General features: G+C 38.9%; 15 protein-coding genes and 1 tRNA gene. 1 reads left to right on the forward strand and 15 read right to left on the reverse strand.

Annotated elements, in window-relative coordinates:
* From NYF15_RS18180 to NYF15_RS18225, 10 genes are all read right to left on the reverse strand, one after another.
* Complete coding sequence (locus NYF15_RS18180; protein WP_371354325.1) at window positions 1–708, reverse strand: prepilin-type N-terminal cleavage/methylation domain-containing protein; 708 nt, start codon at window positions 706–708, stop codon at window positions 1–3.
* A complete protein-coding gene (locus tag NYF15_RS18185) occupies window positions 702–1,103 on the reverse strand; it encodes a PilW family protein (protein WP_193988208.1) in 402 nt (133 codons plus the stop codon). The genes NYF15_RS18180 and NYF15_RS18185 overlap by 7 nt, the downstream gene beginning before the upstream one ends.
* Window positions 1,093–1,500, reverse strand: a complete 408-nt coding sequence (locus NYF15_RS18190; protein WP_130151608.1) for a type II secretion system protein — start codon at window positions 1,498–1,500, stop codon at window positions 1,093–1,095. Before NYF15_RS18190 ends, NYF15_RS18185 begins: the two co-directional genes overlap by 11 nt.
* A complete protein-coding gene (locus NYF15_RS18195; protein ID WP_237119801.1) occupies window positions 1,484–2,683 on the reverse strand; it encodes a type II secretion system F family protein in 1,200 nt (399 codons plus the stop codon). The genes NYF15_RS18190 and NYF15_RS18195 overlap by 17 nt, the downstream gene beginning before the upstream one ends.
* Window positions 2,683–4,341, reverse strand: a complete 1,659-nt coding sequence (locus NYF15_RS18200) for a GspE/PulE family protein (protein ID WP_130151606.1) — start codon at window positions 4,339–4,341, stop codon at window positions 2,683–2,685. The genes NYF15_RS18195 and NYF15_RS18200 overlap by 1 nt, the downstream gene beginning before the upstream one ends.
* Window positions 4,338–4,733, reverse strand: a complete 396-nt coding sequence (gene gspG, locus NYF15_RS18205) for a type II secretion system major pseudopilin GspG (RefSeq protein ID WP_130151605.1) — start codon at window positions 4,731–4,733, stop codon at window positions 4,338–4,340. Before gspG ends, NYF15_RS18200 begins: the two co-directional genes overlap by 4 nt.
* Window positions 4,734–4,809: 76 nt before the next feature.
* Window positions 4,810–5,844: a nitroreductase family protein gene (locus NYF15_RS18210; RefSeq protein WP_130151604.1), complete on the reverse strand. Its 1,035-nt coding sequence runs from the start codon at window positions 5,842–5,844 to the stop codon at window positions 4,810–4,812.
* Window positions 5,845–5,852: 8 nt separating this feature from the next.
* Complete coding sequence (locus NYF15_RS18215) at window positions 5,853–8,543, reverse strand: SLBB domain-containing protein (protein WP_237119802.1); 2,691 nt, start codon at window positions 8,541–8,543, stop codon at window positions 5,853–5,855.
* Between the two features lie 108 nt (window positions 8,544–8,651).
* Window positions 8,652–9,431 (reverse strand): YdiY family protein, encoded by a 780-nt coding sequence (locus tag NYF15_RS18220; protein ID WP_130151602.1) that lies wholly within the window; start codon window positions 9,429–9,431, stop codon window positions 8,652–8,654.
* A gap of 23 nt (window positions 9,432–9,454) precedes the next feature.
* Window positions 9,455–10,285, reverse strand: a complete 831-nt coding sequence (locus NYF15_RS18225; RefSeq protein ID WP_062567247.1) for a mechanosensitive ion channel family protein — start codon at window positions 10,283–10,285, stop codon at window positions 9,455–9,457.
* 278 nt (window positions 10,286–10,563) lie between these two features.
* Here NYF15_RS18225 and NYF15_RS18230 point away from each other — a divergent pair.
* A tRNA-His gene (locus NYF15_RS18230) sits at window positions 10,564–10,639 on the forward strand.
* Window positions 10,640–10,887: 248 nt separating this feature from the next.
* Here the strand turns inward: NYF15_RS18230 and NYF15_RS18235 are convergent.
* The 5 genes from NYF15_RS18235 to rfbA are packed head-to-tail and all read right to left on the reverse strand — an operon-like array spanning window position 10,888 to window position 15,842.
* Complete coding sequence (locus tag NYF15_RS18235) at window positions 10,888–11,898, reverse strand: glycosyltransferase (RefSeq protein ID WP_237114743.1); 1,011 nt, start codon at window positions 11,896–11,898, stop codon at window positions 10,888–10,890.
* A complete protein-coding gene (locus NYF15_RS18240; RefSeq protein ID WP_193988202.1) occupies window positions 11,883–12,446 on the reverse strand; it encodes an acyltransferase in 564 nt (187 codons plus the stop codon). Before NYF15_RS18240 ends, NYF15_RS18235 begins: the two co-directional genes overlap by 16 nt.
* Window positions 12,447–12,451: 5 nt before the next feature.
* Window positions 12,452–13,525 carry a DegT/DnrJ/EryC1/StrS family aminotransferase gene (locus NYF15_RS18245; RefSeq protein WP_193988201.1) on the reverse strand — a complete coding sequence of 358 codons (1,074 nt, stop codon included), beginning with the start codon at window positions 13,523–13,525 and terminating at the stop codon, window positions 12,452–12,454.
* A 21-nt stretch (window positions 13,526–13,546) separates the two neighbouring features.
* Window positions 13,547–14,971 (reverse strand): lipopolysaccharide biosynthesis protein, encoded by a 1,425-nt coding sequence (locus NYF15_RS18250; RefSeq protein WP_237114742.1) that lies wholly within the window; start codon window positions 14,969–14,971, stop codon window positions 13,547–13,549.
* A gap of 4 nt (window positions 14,972–14,975) precedes the next feature.
* On the reverse strand, window positions 14,976–15,842 hold the full coding sequence (rfbA, locus tag NYF15_RS18255) for a glucose-1-phosphate thymidylyltransferase RfbA (RefSeq protein WP_130151597.1): 867 nt from the start codon (window positions 15,840–15,842) through the stop codon (window positions 14,976–14,978).

Consider the following 15,842-nt stretch of genomic DNA (forward strand, 5'->3'; position numbering starts at 1 on the left):
TTAAACGTCCAGCCTTAAGTGTCTAACGAGGTCAAGGTACGAAACGTTAATCAAATCAACTTGTATATGAGTAACTTGCTGTTGTTCATTTTCAAAAAACAGCGCTAACTTATTAGGTAAAAGCCTGTTGTTAGGGAGGTTATGTTCTGTATACCAACGCCTTTTAACACGCGTTTCTCCAATTGATAGCTCAGCACTATCAAGGTTACCAGCAACGGCATTTTCTAAGGTTTCCCAACCGTAAAACTGAAAATTTATCTTCGCAATGTCGTTTACTAAGATATGTTGGTACTGCCAGTTTTCTTCTATTGGGTAGTTTAACAACAATGTGTTGTTTAAAGGCATTTCACTATAAAGTAAGCTTTGTAGTCCGTTATCTTGGTCAATTGCTTTAATATTAATAAGCGCAGTTTCATTCGAAAATAAGCCTGTGTTGGTGACAAGTGTGATTTCAGTTTGCTGGCCTGCAAATAATATTGAAAATTGCTCTTTTTGATCGCGAACAATATACACACTTGCCGCTTCTAATGTTCTTATAATTGCCTCTGTACCGAGTGCACTTTGGTTAAGCTGCCAAAAATGGTCCGCTCGCTTTTGCCATTTGTCTGTATATAGGCTGTATGCAAAGTAACCTGTAAACATTACCATAGACAACAGCGCTGTGGCTATCATAAGCTCAATGAGTGAAAAGCCTTTTTGCTTTACCATGCAACCACCCTAAATTGAAAAGAACGCCCAGACTTTGGTGCTTCCACTTCAACTAGAAAGATAGGAAAACGAGCATCAGGCGGGAAGTCTTCATCAACTTCCATTGGCGGGGTTATCATTGTTTGTGTTGTTGCCTGCCATTCAAATTCGAAACCGAAAGCTTGTGTTACACCACTGTACTCTTTTTGTTTTGTGGTTTGATAACGCTCTCTAAGCTGCGACTTTATATTAGTTATAACAAGCTCAGCACTTTGATAATACTGAGCTGTGTTTGCTGCTTTTTCGGCAGATAAGCTGCTAGCACTGTAAAGTTGTGCTGTTATTGCCAGCGATGAGAATAATATAACCGCAGCTATGAGCACTTCAATTAAGGTGAAGCCTTGGTTAGTTTTCATAAGGGGTAAACATACTCTCGAGTTTGTATTCTTGAATTGTGTCTGCGCGCAGTATTTTATAGCTATTTGGGGTCACTAATGAGTTAGTCGCAACTAGGTAGTCGTTAGGTGAAAACACTAATTGCTCAAATTGCATGCTTGATACTTGCTGATTAACTGTAATCGTGATCTCACTGCCTTGCATACGAACATTAATAGGAAAACCAGAGTAGTAAGCTTGATAACTGAGGCGTTTAAATAGTTGCCTCACTTTTTGCAATTCAACTTGGCGCGTTTGTTGATCAACCGCCTTGGTGACTAACCCGCCGGTCAAACCCATAACAATCGCCATGATTGCCATCACAACCATTAGCTCAATAAGTGAGAAGCCAGCGGCTTTTTTAGAATGGAACATCATTAATAGAGACCATACTCATTAACATTGTTATGACGATGCCACCTACAAAGCCCCCCATAAAAATAAGCATGATGGGCTCAAGCATAGTCGTCAGCTTTTTGATCACACTTTCAAGTTCGGCTTTACTGCGCTGTGCAACCTCAGAAAACACTCTAGGTAGTCGGCCTGTCTCTTCACCCACTTTAATAATAGATAAGAAAAAGTCAGGAAAAATACGTGTTTTCTCTAACACTTGGCTCAGTTGCTTACCGGTTTTTAATTGTTTTAACGCTAGTTTTGCATCGCGTTTCAGCTCTGGGTGTTTTAAGGTATTTGCAGTGAGCTCTAAGGTGGTATCTAGTTGTAGGCCAGCCTCTAGCATCATCGCCATAGATTGCGAAAAGCGAATACGTTCTGCTGTTAAAATTACGCTGCCAATGCCTGGTAAGCGCGAGATTTTTATGTAAAACCAGTTTTTTACCTCAGGCCGCTTTAAACCATATGACAATCCCATGATTGCGGCCACCACAGAGCCAATAATAATCACTTGGTAATCAACAAAAAAGTTACTCACATTGATGATCATTTGTGTGTACCAAGGCGCTTGGCTAAGGTCGGTAAAAATACCCGACATTTTTGGCACAATGAAGGTAAGCACAAAGTAAACCGCCATAATACACACAAAAAAGATAACGCTTGGATACGTTAACGCGGTACTAATTTGTGTGCGAAGGTCTTTTTGAAACTTCAAATCGTTTGATAGGCGATTAAGCACCTCTGGTAAGTTACCCGAGGTTTCACCTATTTTCAGTAAGCTGATATATAAAGGGCCAAATAAATGCTCATGCTCTGAAAAGGCTTCGCTCAGTGACGAGCCCTTTTTTAAAGAAGCCGAGATTTGACTCAATAGCCGTGTTAACGCTGGGTGACCATTTGCTTTTTTAATGATATCGATACCGCGGTCAACACGTATGCCACTTTCTAGCAAAAGCGCCAACTCGCTAGTAAAAAACTCTAGCTGATCAAGGCTTACTTTTTGTGAAAATAAGCCACTGATGCTCGAAGCACTGGCTATAGGCTTAATAGATAATGCATTTAAACCATCTGCGAGGAGTTTTTTTTGTGCCTCTGCTTGGCTGGCAGCATTGACGACACCTTGATGCCGCGCCCCTTGGTTATCAATGGCTTTATATTCAAATTCCATTAGCCTGCTACCCGCAATACTTCATCTATGGTGGTCACGCCAGTAACCACTTTATACAAACCATCTTGCATCAGGTTACGGCGCTTCAATTGCGCATTATGGGCTTGTGCTTTAGAAATAAATTGATCATTTTTAGGCAGTTGTTTTATTTCGTCATCGCATCGCAAATATTCGTTAATCGCAATTCGGCCTTTAAAGCCGGTGTGATTACAATGTTCGCAGCCAACAGCTTGCTTGATGTTTAATTCACTGATTGCGGCATTTTTAGCAACTTGTTCTAACGGATACTGGGCAAGTAATTCGCTGGTATCTTCTAAAGGTGTCGCACAGTGCTGACATAGGCGCCTAGCCAAACGCTGAGCAACAACAGACACCAGCGCCGCATTAAGTAAAAACTCTTCAACACCTAAATCGAGCAAACGGGTGTAAGCACTTGCTGCGTCATTGGTGTGCACGGTACTAAAAACTAAGTGCCCTGTTAATGCTGACTGCAAAGCGATACGAGCGGTTTCTGCGTCACGTATTTCACCGACCATGATAATGTCTGGATCTTGACGTACTATTGAACGTAAACCCGCAGCAAAGTTAAACCCTATATCGTTATTAACTTGTACTTGGTTTACGCCTTCTAGTTGGTACTCCACTGGGTCTTCAAGCGTGATAATTTTGACATCAGGGCGGTTAAGTTCATTTAAGAACGTGTAAAGGGTTGTGGTTTTACCTGAACCCGTGGGGCCCGTAAGTAAGATAACCCCTGTTGTTTTACGTAGGTCTTGCTGAATAAGATTTTGTGTATCATTAGACAAACCAAGTACCGACATATCATAGCGAATTGAGTCTTTTAATAAGAAACGTAAAACAATACTTTCACCATCGTTGAGCGGTAAAGCGGAAACACGTATATCAAGCTCTTGGTTAGCGATACGCAGTTCTATTTTACCATCTTGAGGACGACGCTTTTCTGCGATATCCATGCCTGACAATATCTTTAGACGCGTTGTGATTGGTAACTGCATTTTAGGCGCAAGTTTATCCACTTCATGTAACACACCGTCTATTCGGTAGCGCACACGAAAGCGCCCTTGATGCGGTTCAAGGTGCATATCTGACGCGCCTCTTGCCAGCGCTTTGGTGATCAATGAGTTTAACAGGTTTACTGTTGGTGCTTCTGAAGCAAGCTCTCTTAATCTGGCCTCTTCATCACCGGTGAGTTCATCATCCTCAATATTATTTTCTGAGGTACTTTGAATCTCGTAAAAAAAGGTTTGTAGCTGTGACTCAGTTGCAACGAGTATGTTGACATCGACATCATGCTGCTGAATAAACTGTGCCAGCGATAACGAAAGCGGGTCCTTACAGGCCAAAGTCCATACATCACCCGCCTCAAGTAATACGCAATCTAGTTCCTTGAGCGATTGAAGTAGTGTTACATCAACCCCTTCAGGAAGTTGCCAATTAGGGTAGTCATCGACAGAAAACAGCGGATAGCCTAATAACTTACTGTACAAAGGGGCTAAATCATCTTCAGTTAAACAGCCCATATTAACTAAAATTTGCTCTAGCCTACCATCGTATCTACTTTGATATGACTTTGCTTTGTCTATGTCAGCGGCAGATACTTTAAATTGCTCAGCAAGTAATTGGCTAAGATCGATCATTTATGAATCACATCCTCGTTTTCACCTTCACCACCAGGTTGTCCATCTAGGCCATAACTCATAATGGTATAAGGTGCACCGTTTTCACCCGGTACTTTATAAATATATTCTTTGCCCCACGGGTCTAGCGGAATGTCTTTTGGTAGGTAAGGACCATCCCAACTTGCCGATTCGCTTCTACGTAATGCTTGTAATGTTGGTGGCACGGTGCCCATATCTAAACGATATGTGTCGATAGCTGTTTCAAACATCTGCATTTGTGCAACCGCAGTTTTAATTTTCGATGAGCTTACTTTTGAGAATAATTTAGGAGCAACCAAAGAACCTAATAGCCCAAGAATGATAAGCACTATCATTAGTTCCATTAAACTGAAACCTTTATTTTTTTTCATGAAAACTCCTTAAATTTAAATTTGCTTGAGTATATCAAGCAGGAAAATAGCTGTCGATATAACGAATTTTCAAGCATTAAAGCTGCTTTAAAATATCTTTCGCTTGCTTTTTATCTGAATAAGGTATCATTCCTGAATTGGCGGGATAGCCTACAGCAATGAACATCACAACTCGCTTGTACTGCGGTAAGTCAAGTAACTTAGCGACTCGTTTATCTAAAGTGATAAGTTCAGGCCAGTTGATAGGACAACTACTCAACCCTAAAGTTTCAAGTGCTAGCATAAACTGCATGGATGCAAGCGAGCCATCTATATATATCACATGCCGATCTCGCGAAAATGGATAATACGATAAATCTCCAACGACGGCGATCAAATGTGGAATATTGTCTGCGAACCCTGCCGTCCCACCTGGTAAGTTAGCCAGTTTATTAAGCAAAGGTTGTTCTGTAATAGAATAAAATTCGAAAGGCTGCCTATTACACGCGCTCGGCGCTTGCAGTGCAGCAGCGAGTGCTTTTTCAATTTTTTCTAGCTCAACTTGCTTTTGCTCAAACCAACGTACAGAGGTACGAAACTTGGTTAACGCTAAAAACTGCTCATAGCTAACTTGGTGTGGCTCTTTTTGTTGGTAAGCGTACGGCTTTTTCAAACCGCTATATGCCGTAGATAGCTGCTGAAATACAGCATAATTTTTTGCGATAGTTAAATGCTGTTTATCTACAACAGAAAAATACTCGCTGAGAACATCCGTTGCCCATTGCAATTCTGACTGTTCTACATTTGATTGGGTTACTGCAAGTTGGTAAGCCGTTAATGTCTCTGTTAAATAATCGAGTGCAAATACACTACGCCTAGGCTGCATTATGAGCCCCTTTTCTAAGCGGTGTATATTGCGTCTTAATAAGGCACTTGATTTACCATGCATGCCTTGTTGATTGTTATATGCAAGACGAGCTTTAAGTATTGCTTGGTGCTCGTAAAAAAAATCTCGCGAGAAAAAAGTAAAATACAAGCCAGACAGTATTGGGGATTTACTGCATAAAGGTAATAGAGCAACTTGAAGTTGCTCTATTACACGTTTAAGTAATTTGATTACATAAGCTTTCATCAAATAGTCTAGTTACCTAATGAGCTAATTGCGGCAACCGCTACACCCATTTGATACATAATTTGTGTTGCTGAACTCCAAAGAGTTAAGTTATCAATGTAATCGGTATCAAGAGGTACAACAATTGTATCCCCAGGTGATAGCTCAAATTCGTTATTAACCGCAAACCAAGAACCTCGGTTTGGTACTTCTACTAGGCCACTGGCTTTTATAATGTAGATGCGGTCTTCATCAGCACGCGGTTTTAATCCACCACTGCGTGTTAGGTAATCATCTAAACTCAGTTCATTTTGATATAAATGCGAACCTGAGAAGTTTACTTCACCAACAACATCAACACTGTTACGTTTTGAAGGAACATACAACACATCGCTGTCTTCAACTTGTAAATCACGTTTACCGCTGGCAATGGCTGGTAAATCGATAACCAGTCGGCCAACCGCTTTCACTTTAGCTAAGTCTTTAATCAAGCTGTCCATATCTTGATAAGAAAGTGATGCATCAGTAATTGAGTTATTGAAACTTTTAGACGCAATATCACGACGTAGGTCTTCTGATATTTTATTTAATTGCTGCTGTTGTTGTAGTCTGATTGCTTCACGGGTAAATACCGCCCCTTCAGGGAAAGAAAAATCAGTAAAGCCACCAGCACGCTTGATTACGCTCGATAAGCTTTCACCTTTTGCAATGCTGTAAATCCCTGGGAATTTAACTTCGCCAAGAATATTAATTTTTCTGTCTTGCTGCCAATTAGGAATTGGGTAAACATTGATTGTATCTTTACTTTCTAAAGCAAAATGCTCTGTGCCTTGTTTTGTATTTAAGGTCGATAAATCAATACTAATATGCTGTAAGTCTGAGTTTTCTGCGAATCGCGTTACCTCAGCATTTTGTAAAAAAGCAGACTCTTTTAAGCCACCAGCAGCTGCAATCGCATCATGTACGTCCGCATTAACAGGCATCGGATACACACCTTCGTAAAATACTTCACCACGCACACCAATAATCTGCAAGCCACTGTCTTTAGTTGCTTGTTGATTTAACTTGGCTAAAATTGGTTTTAGTAATTTCTTACGGCTAAATACAGCATACTCATCATCTTCTAACTCATCTTTGTTTGTGAGCATTTCTGTAATTGATAAAACTTCTTCCTCTTCTTCTTCAGCGACACTGAGTGCTAAGTCTTTATCGAATGACGAGCCTAAATCGATGAACTCATAAAACTTACGCTCTTCATATTCATCCCATAATCTGATTTTTTCTTGCTGCTTTAACTGCTCTTTAGTAAGTGCCATTGTGTTTAAAGCATTTTCTTCACTTTCAATTGATTGAAAACGGCTAAATACCACAACGATATCACGCGGCTTAAGCTCTAAATCTTGCTTACCATTTACTGCATCTAAAAGAGAAAACTGATGGACTTCAATATCACCACGAACATTAATTTCACGTACAATGAGTGAGTAATCGTAATCCGCAATTGGCAGTAAATCAGATTTAAGCGAGTTAAATAACTGGCTAACCGTTTTACCTTCATGCCATGAATAGTTACCAGGATGAGAAACTGCACCAATTAGAGTCACCGCATCGTCTAGCTCTTGGCTTGATGAAGGCACTTTTACCGTGTCACCATTTTTTGGTGTATAGGCGTTTTTGTCGAATAGGTTTAATTGCAATACAGTTTTTGAGCTATGACCTGTATAACGTTCTACTACTGATTTTTGAGGGAACGCAGCGGCACTAAAACCACCTGCCATGGCAATAAGATCTTGACTAGACTCGCCTTCTTTTAATTCAAAAATAGCAGGACGACGTACTTCACCATCAACCGTTACTTGCATACCTACAGGCGGAATAAATACCACATCGCCAGGCTTTAAGATTACATCGTTACTGCTATCACCTTTAATAAGTAGGTTGTATAAGTCAAGAGTAGTGACCGTTTTGCCCGCTCTTTTTAGCTGTATGTTACGTAACGAACCAATTTCTGAAATACCACCACTAACAAACAGAGCATGGGTAATCGAAGCAAGTGAAGGAACCGTGTAAGCGCCTGGTTTATAAGATTCACCTAACACCATGATTCGAATAGAGCGTGTTTTACCCATTGATACAAATGCTTCTGCACCAATCATTTCTTGCTGAACTTTTGCTTTAATTAACTGAACTACATCAGCATACTGCATACCTGCGACAGTCACAGGCTTAAGCGAACCAACCGTTAAGCGCCCTTCACGGTCAATCGTTGCCTCTTCAGTTGATGCTTCTTTACCAAATAGGTTAACCGTTAATGTGTCACCAGAACCTACAATATAGGTGTCTGGTACCAGTGCGCTCTCTGTTGGCGCGAATGTTGTAGGCTCTCCTGAAAACAACTCATAACCAAAAGGCTTAAGTTCATCAGGTTGAGGCTTGAATTTTTCTTCATCCGTGAGTTCTTCTTTATTATCTTTTTTCTCACCGAATAAATCTCTTGGCATCACTGAGCTGTTATTCTCATCGTCAAGCGATTCGCCATCCTTGTTGGTAGAATCCAGCATGCTTATATCCAAGCCATATTTCTTTGCTATAGCTTCTTGCTGTGATTTAGGTAGCTTTTTAAATTGTTCAATTTGCTGCTTGGTCGGAGTGACGGAGTGCGCTTCTGTTATAAATAAAAGCGATATAAAAAGAGCGATTACAAGCCTAAAAAACTTCACAAAGTTTCCCTTCTAAGAAAATAAAGATTAACCGCCGCATACTACATCATTTTTTAAGCAAAAAAAATGGGTAAACAAGTTTACCCATTCAATCTTAAATTAAAGCGCTTAGAAACTATAAACTAACGTTAATGATGTTTCTGTGTCGGTATTTTCTTTGTCGTCTGCTACATCTGAGTTATGAGTGATGTTATACGCCACTTTCATTTGTAGAGAGCCGTTGATTTTCGCCAAAATAGCTGATTCAGAGCGTGTTTTGGTATTTGTATCACCGTATTCCACAGATACAAGCTGAGTAAAACGTGCGCTTTCTGAAATTTGCCAGTTGTAATCAACTTTACCTAACGCAATGACTTCACCTTCGCGCTCACCGGCAAGTGAATTACCGTTGTCATCCATTTCAGTGCTGTCATCAGGGTATTGGAAGTATTTATAACCTGGACCAATTTCAGCGTTCAGCCACATGTCTGAACGGTCGATTAAACGTAAACCGTAACCTGCTGAGATAACTGTTTCGTTACGATATGCACCAAAATAATCAGATACGTGCGAGCCGTAGATGAATAAGTGTGAGTGCTTTTCGTTTAATTTATAGTTACCTTGCGCAGAGAATGAGTACTTTTCATTAGTACGCTGCGTTTCTTTTTCGCCCGCATCATTCTCAACTTCATCTTCTTTATAAAGACCGTCAAGTTTATATTCGTTATTCCAGCTTTCAAGATTGTGTAATACCTTTATACCGCCTTTTAATGTGGTTGTTTCAGTATTACCGCTAGTGATAATTGCACCCAATTCGCTGGTTACATCCCACGTTTTCGTTTCGTCAGCTGCGAATGCGCTAGTTGCAGCTGAGGCTGCAACTAGAATTGATAAAGCTTTTAATTTCATTAAAAAATAACCTTTACTGCTTTTTATTTGACGCTTGCGTCTTCTTTATGCAAATGAACATCCATTTGCGGGAATGGGATAGTGATGTCTGCATCATCTAATGCGATCTTAATGTTTTCTACTAGATCAAAGTACGTTGGCCAGTAATCAGACGAGTTGACCCATGGACGCACAACAAAATTAACACTTGAATCAGCAAGTTCAGACACAGCAACTGTATAAGCAGGGTCTTTAAGTAAACGTTCTTCTTTATCAAGCACTGATTTTAGCACTGCTTTTGCTTCTTTTAGATCTGCATCATAGCCAACACCAATCACTAGATCGATACGACGTGTTGATTCGCGTGAGTAGTTAATAATGGCATCGCCCATGATTTTTGAGTTTGGCATGATAATCACTTTGTTATCAGGCGTGCGTAACTCTGTAGAGAAGATCTCAATCTTTTTAACTGTACCCGCTTTACCACCTGCTTCAACGTAGTCACCTGATTTGAAAGGACGAAGTAAAATGATCAGTACACCTGATGCGAAGTTAGATAATGAACCTTGTAGTGCTAAACCAACCGCTAAACCAGCCGCACCTAAAATAGCGATGAATGATGTTGTTTCAATACCTAATTGCGAAAGTGCCATTAGGATTGTTGCAGCAAATACGATCGCATACACAATGCTTGCTACAAATGAACCTACCGCTTTATCGACTTTTTTCTTGTCGAAAGCTTTTTCAGTTAACCCTTCACAAAATTTTGCGATACGGCCACCGATAAGGAAAATAATTAGCGCCAACACACCCTGAATGGCGTAATGTATGATTAAACCTGAATTCTCATTGATCCAGTTCATTATAGTATCCATGTTCTCTCCTGAAGTTCATTTTTAGCATAACGCTGTACAAATTATATATGATCTTTGATTAAAAAATCATTAAATTACAGACAGATTAAAAAATGAGTGATTGCTCTATTGCAGAAGCCGAGAGTCTAATCCGCAAAACTGAACACCAACTGACTAAATAGCCATTTCTGAATTTTCCGAGCAAAGAAACTTTTTTATAGTTTTTTCTATTTAGGACTTCACAAGGTGATATTAATTATGTAATATGCGCGCCACACCAATCGAGGTGTATCTCAGTGGCGGCTGTAGCTCAGTTGGTAGAGCCCCGGATTGTGATTCCGGTTGTCGTGGGTTCAAGCCCCATCAGTCGCCCCACTTTTTCCTCTATAAATATTCTTATTTATCAAATTAAACTTCACTTACTTTTTAAACTCCTTTGAAGTGCGCAGTGTCGACAAAATTCCCTATTTGCAAGTAGCGTTTTTGTAGCAATAAGATTAAAAGCTCTCCCCCTAAAAATAAGCTCTAAGCCCTAATAATAAATATAATGTCATTTTCAGGCTACTTAATAGATACTAAGTAGCCTTTTCGCTGCAGGTTAGTTTTTGTTGAAGCTGTAATATCTAAAATGCACGTCTCATAAATAGCGTTTTAGAACAACGATACAGTAAACTTAACAGTGATTTAAAAGCTGCGCCTTGTGCACGATATTTATTAAAGTATTTCACTGACTCTAAATATTTATTTTGCAACACGCTTTGAGTACATAATTGGCCAAATATGTATTGTTTTCTTATTTTTACATTACGAGAATATTCAGGCTCAAGGTAACGCTCTAGTTTATCTAGAGACTCTATCATGCGTAAGTTATGCTTTTTTAATTTCACGGTATTATTTACTGTTTCAGAAGACCAGGAGTTCTGACTTTCACGTCTGTAGACACTCATTTTTTCATGTAGATAAACAATCCCATTAATCCCAGAGAAAGCCTCCAAGAAAAAGTCTCCGATTGGCGCATCATAAAAAAAACTAGGTAAGTTATCCAAGACACTTTTTCTTATAAACATTGATGCTGTTGGGCAAAACTGTGAGTGTACTTTGTATATTTCAGCATAATCAATGATATGAGTAGCTTCTTTTCGTGTAGGAAACTGATATGAAGAGTGTGGCTCCTCTTCAGAGTTTATAATGTATGCATTGTGTACACATAGGTTCAGATCGCTATGTTTTTTAAGTTCCAGAATCTGCCTCTGCAACTTACAACGATCCACCCAAAAGTCATCCCCTTCACAAAGGGCAACATATTCTCCTTGCGCAATTGCTAACGAATGTTTGAAAGGCAAGTTAATGTTGATCGAAAACTGATTTACATCTTGTAGTATGAGTTTAATTATTGATGGGTATTTTTGCTGGTACTCTTGGATGATAGCCCGCGTGTTATCAGTAGAGAGATCATCGTGAATAATAATCTCAAACCGATACTCTGTAACTTGAGCTAGAAATCCTTCTATTGTATCGCGGATATAGCTTTCTTGATTAAATGTTGTGCAAATAATCGAAGTGAAAACTTGGTCAGCATATAACCAGTGTTTAGTAACCTCTTCCTCGCAAGGTGCGACTAGTTTTTCGAACATAATTCATTTTCCAGCGTTTCACAATTTCTGCTGCGTTGCTTGATTTTTTTAGCGGGTTGCCCTGCATATACAAAACCAGCCTCAAGAGATTTATTGACCAAAGATAGAGAACCAACTGCAACGCACTCTTCAATTATCACCCCTGGCAAAATAATGCTTCCAGCTCCAATTAAACTATGCTTTTTGATTGTAACCGGTGCATGACTTACATTGGTATATTGACTTGGAACCGTTGGGTTCGTCATATATTCGCCTGAATAGTCATCATTACTAGAGTAGACTGAACATCTTGATGATAGACATGTATAGTCTTCCATCGTAATTCTTCCTGCACCTATCAATGACGTATAAACAGCAATATGCACGTACTTGCCTATGCTAATCCCCTCTTTTCCCGCTGATAAAACGCAGAAGTCGTCGATTCTACTGTTATCGCCAATTTCTATGTTTGCCGCATTGTAAATAGATGCTAATTTTGACAATTTGACATTCTTACCTACATGCTTGAATCCCAAAGCTTCTAATTCAATTTGTGTATAAAAAGCCATATTTTCTACAATCCTTTTTTTACATTTTCGATAACGGTTGTAATATCGTGTAGTTTTAAATGCGCATGTAAAGGCAAGCACAAGATACTTTCTGATGCTTTTAAGCTATTGGACGTTCCGTAATTGTGTTCATCTACAAAGATTCGGTCTAATGAAGGAGCAAAGTAATTGCGGCTTTGAATGTTATTTTCTTCTAATGCTTGAGTCACTTTCTTTAGCTGTTTCTCACTGTCTAACAAGATTGGCATATAAGCACCATTGGCATTTGCTTCTGGGTGCCAAGTAGGTAACTTAACTACATCCTTTAAACCTTGTCTATATGCATGAAATAATTCAGCTCTATGATCAAGCACATCATCTATTTCTTCAAGGTTAACCAAACCAACAGCTGCTTGATACTCATTCATTTTTGCATTTATGCCAACATGGTTCGAATCACTTGGGTTAGAACCAAAATTAATGAGTCGCTCAGCTCTTTCATAACTGTCTTTATCTTTAAAAATAACAGCTCCACCTTCAACCGTATGAAAAACTTTGGTTGCATGAAAACTCAATGTACTCGCATCCCCATACTTTAAAATTGATTGTTCATTGATTTTCACACCAAAAGCATGCGCGGCATCATAAATAATTTTAAAGTCTTTTTGTTCGCCAAGATCTTTTAATTTAAGAACATCACAGGGGTTTCCATACACATGTGTAGCAACTAAAGTATCAGCTTTACAGCCTTGTTCATAAGCAGCTTTAATTGCATCTGGGCAAATATTTAAACTACTTGAGTCAATATCCGCAAATGCCACTTCATCTTTCTGCCATTTAAAAGCGCTAACAGTAGCTACAAAGCTAAATGGTGTTGAGATTAGAGAGTGGCTGTTAAGTGCCCTACCTGCGATTTGAAGTGCTGACGTACCATTATTTGTCAGTAAAAGGTTTTCTACACATAAATAATCCTCTAACTTTTCAGTTAATTCTTTATGCATAGGCCCAAAATTAGTGAACCAACTATTATCATTTATTTTTTCGAGTAATTTTTGGAGCTTTTTTAAGTTAGGTTTAACAGGGTTGTTTAAGGCAATCATTTATAATGACTCCATATAGGGTTAATTTTTTAATGTGTTTTTTAAGGCAATAAGCAATGATCGCTGCATCAGAATTAGAATTAGAATATAACTTCCTAGAGCAACACCTAACATAGTGATAATTTGAATAATATTGCTGCTGAAGTTCATACCAACGCTGTATCCTAAAAAGGCCGAAAAAGCGGTAATAAGCGCAATCGGAAGCAAGGCTATCAGCTGCTTATAAGCCGTTAAGCTCGAAAGCTTACCTGTGTAGTAAGTATTGATAAACAATGCCAAGTAAGAGCTGACAACCATACCTATACACATTGCTTTAATACCCATAGGTACCGTCACAACAAGTATTAAGGTAATCGTTATCTTCTTAATTATTTCTAATTTTAAGAAGAGGTCAGAACGTCCCTTCACTTGTAACATGTTTAAATTAATAGCATGAATTGGATAAAGCACTAACGCCATTGTAATGATACTGACGAGCTCTGCAGTACCCTGCCATTCTTGCCCTAATAAGATTTCAATCAACGGCTTGGCAATAATGCATAAACCAAACATAACAGGGAATATGACTACTGCAGCAAATTGCAAAGTTAATAAGTAGGATGCATCAAGTTTCTTCGTATCGTGTTGTATCGCACTTAACATAGGAAAAGTAACTTTTTGAATTACCCCTGTCAAAGTAACCGCAGGTAAGCTAGACAATCTATTCGCTTGATTGAATAAACCAAGCTGAACGGCTGTAAACTGCTTACCGATAATTAGGCTATAAATATTATTGTAAATAGTATCTAACAGGCCAGATAAAAGTAGCTTTGAACCAAAACCAAATAGGTTTTTAAAGGATTCTTTAGAAAACTTGCGCTTAGGCCTCCATGGCACCAAAATATTTAGCATCAATACATTGATGATTGCTAATGCTAGTTGTTGAGCCACTAATGCCCATACACCATGATCAAAATAAGCCAAAGCCAATGCTAATAGACTGCTACAAGTAAGTGCAATGAAATTGCACTTAGCTTGCGTTTTAAAGTTTAAGCTTACACTGAGTTTGACAATGGGAATTGCCGAAAAAGTATTAATCACGACAACAAGTGCAATAACTCTGGTTAGTGTAGTTAGCTCTGGCTGCTGATAGAATTGGGCAATATAAGGGGCGCAGAAAAATAGTAATAGGTAACAGCCTATGGATACACCAAGACTGAAATAGAAAGTAGTCGCAAAATCAGACTCATCTCTGTCTGTCTTTCGTATCAATGCAGCGTTGAACCCGCTATTAATAAACACATTAGCAACCGCAATAAATATCGCTAGCATGGCAATTAAACCAAATACTGCTGGACCTAAGATATTAGCCAGAACTAAGCTTGTAGCTAAAGCTATTGCTTGTGTGCCTAAACTATCTAATGCACTCCAAATAAAACCACTTTTAATTTTTTTCTTGTCGTGCATGAACTTAATTACTGACTAATTGTACAAGGTACTTACCATACTCATTTTTTTTCATTGGCTCCGCCAGCGCAAGTATTTGTTCTGCCGTTAACCAGTTATTACGCCATGCAATTTCTTCTAAACAGGCAATTTTAAGCCCTTGGACATGTTGAATTGTCTGTACAAAATTAGAGGCTTCATGAAGACTTTCATGTGTTCCCGTATCGAGCCAAGCAAAGCCTCGACCCAATAGCTCGACATGCAGTGTACCTTCTTCTAAATACATCTGGTTAATACTGGTTATTTCTAATTCTCCTCGTAATGAAGGCTTTACTTTTTTAGCTTTCTCAACGACTGAATTATCGTAAAAATATAACCCTGTAACAGCGAAATTAGATTTTGGTTTAGCTGGTTTTTCTTCAATAGAAATAGCTTTTAAGTTCTCATCAAACTCAACGACTCCAAAACGTTCCGGATCCTTAACATGATAACCAAATACAGTTGCACCACTTTCACGATGACTTGCACTCGCTAATGTTTTAGGGAAACCTTGACCATAAAAGATATTATCACCTAAAACCAAACACACAGAACTGTTACCAATGAACTCTTCACCGATAATGAATGCTTGGGCAAGCCCTTCAGGGTTAGGCTGTACTGCATACTCTAGTTGAATACCAAAATCTGAGCCATCACCTAAAATTCGCTGAAAACTCTGAAGGTCTTCTGGCGTGGTTATAATTAAAATATCTTTAATTCCAGCCAACATTAAAGTAGATAATGGGTAATAAACCATAGGTTTATCATATAAAGGCAGTAATTGTTTGGAAACACCACGAGTTAAAGGATATAGGCGTGTGCCAGACCCCCCAGCTAGAATAATCCCTTTCAT

The sequence above is a fragment of the Pseudoalteromonas sp. 68 DY56-GL68 genome (assembly GCF_041414825.1).
Classification (GTDB): domain Bacteria; phylum Pseudomonadota; class Gammaproteobacteria; order Enterobacterales; family Alteromonadaceae; genus Pseudoalteromonas.

What these genes read in the sequence shown, in the direction of transcription:
- NYF15_RS18180 (WP_371354325.1), bottom strand. Translation starts at nt 708, where the DNA reads ATGGTAAAGCAAAAAGGCTTTTCACTCATTGAGCTTATGATAGCCACA.
- NYF15_RS18185 (WP_193988208.1), bottom strand. Translation starts at nt 1,103, where the DNA reads ATGAAAACTAACCAAGGCTTCACCTTAATTGAAGTGCTCATAGCTGCG.
- NYF15_RS18190 (WP_130151608.1), bottom strand. Translation starts at nt 1,500, where the DNA reads ATGATGTTCCATTCTAAAAAAGCCGCTGGCTTCTCACTTATTGAGCTA.
- NYF15_RS18195 (WP_237119801.1), bottom strand. Translation starts at nt 2,683, where the DNA reads ATGGAATTTGAATATAAAGCCATTGATAACCAAGGGGCGCGGCATCAA.
- NYF15_RS18200 (WP_130151606.1), bottom strand. Translation starts at nt 4,341, where the DNA reads ATGATCGATCTTAGCCAATTACTTGCTGAGCAATTTAAAGTATCTGCC.
- gspG (WP_130151605.1), bottom strand. Translation starts at nt 4,733, where the DNA reads ATGAAAAAAAATAAAGGTTTCAGTTTAATGGAACTAATGATAGTGCTT.
- NYF15_RS18210 (WP_130151604.1), bottom strand. Translation starts at nt 5,844, where the DNA reads ATGAAAGCTTATGTAATCAAATTACTTAAACGTGTAATAGAGCAACTT.
- NYF15_RS18220 (WP_130151602.1), bottom strand. Translation starts at nt 9,431, where the DNA reads ATGAAATTAAAAGCTTTATCAATTCTAGTTGCAGCCTCAGCTGCAACT.
- NYF15_RS18225 (WP_062567247.1), bottom strand. Translation starts at nt 10,285, where the DNA reads ATGGATACTATAATGAACTGGATCAATGAGAATTCAGGTTTAATCATA.
- NYF15_RS18235 (WP_237114743.1), bottom strand. Translation starts at nt 11,898, where the DNA reads ATGTTCGAAAAACTAGTCGCACCTTGCGAGGAAGAGGTTACTAAACAC.
- NYF15_RS18240 (WP_193988202.1), bottom strand. Translation starts at nt 12,446, where the DNA reads ATGGCTTTTTATACACAAATTGAATTAGAAGCTTTGGGATTCAAGCAT.
- NYF15_RS18245 (WP_193988201.1), bottom strand. Translation starts at nt 13,525, where the DNA reads ATGATTGCCTTAAACAACCCTGTTAAACCTAACTTAAAAAAGCTCCAA.
- NYF15_RS18250 (WP_237114742.1), bottom strand. Translation starts at nt 14,971, where the DNA reads ATGCACGACAAGAAAAAAATTAAAAGTGGTTTTATTTGGAGTGCATTA.
- rfbA (WP_130151597.1), bottom strand. Translation starts at nt 15,842, where the DNA reads ATGAAAGGGATTATTCTAGCTGGGGGGTCTGGCACACGCCTATATCCT.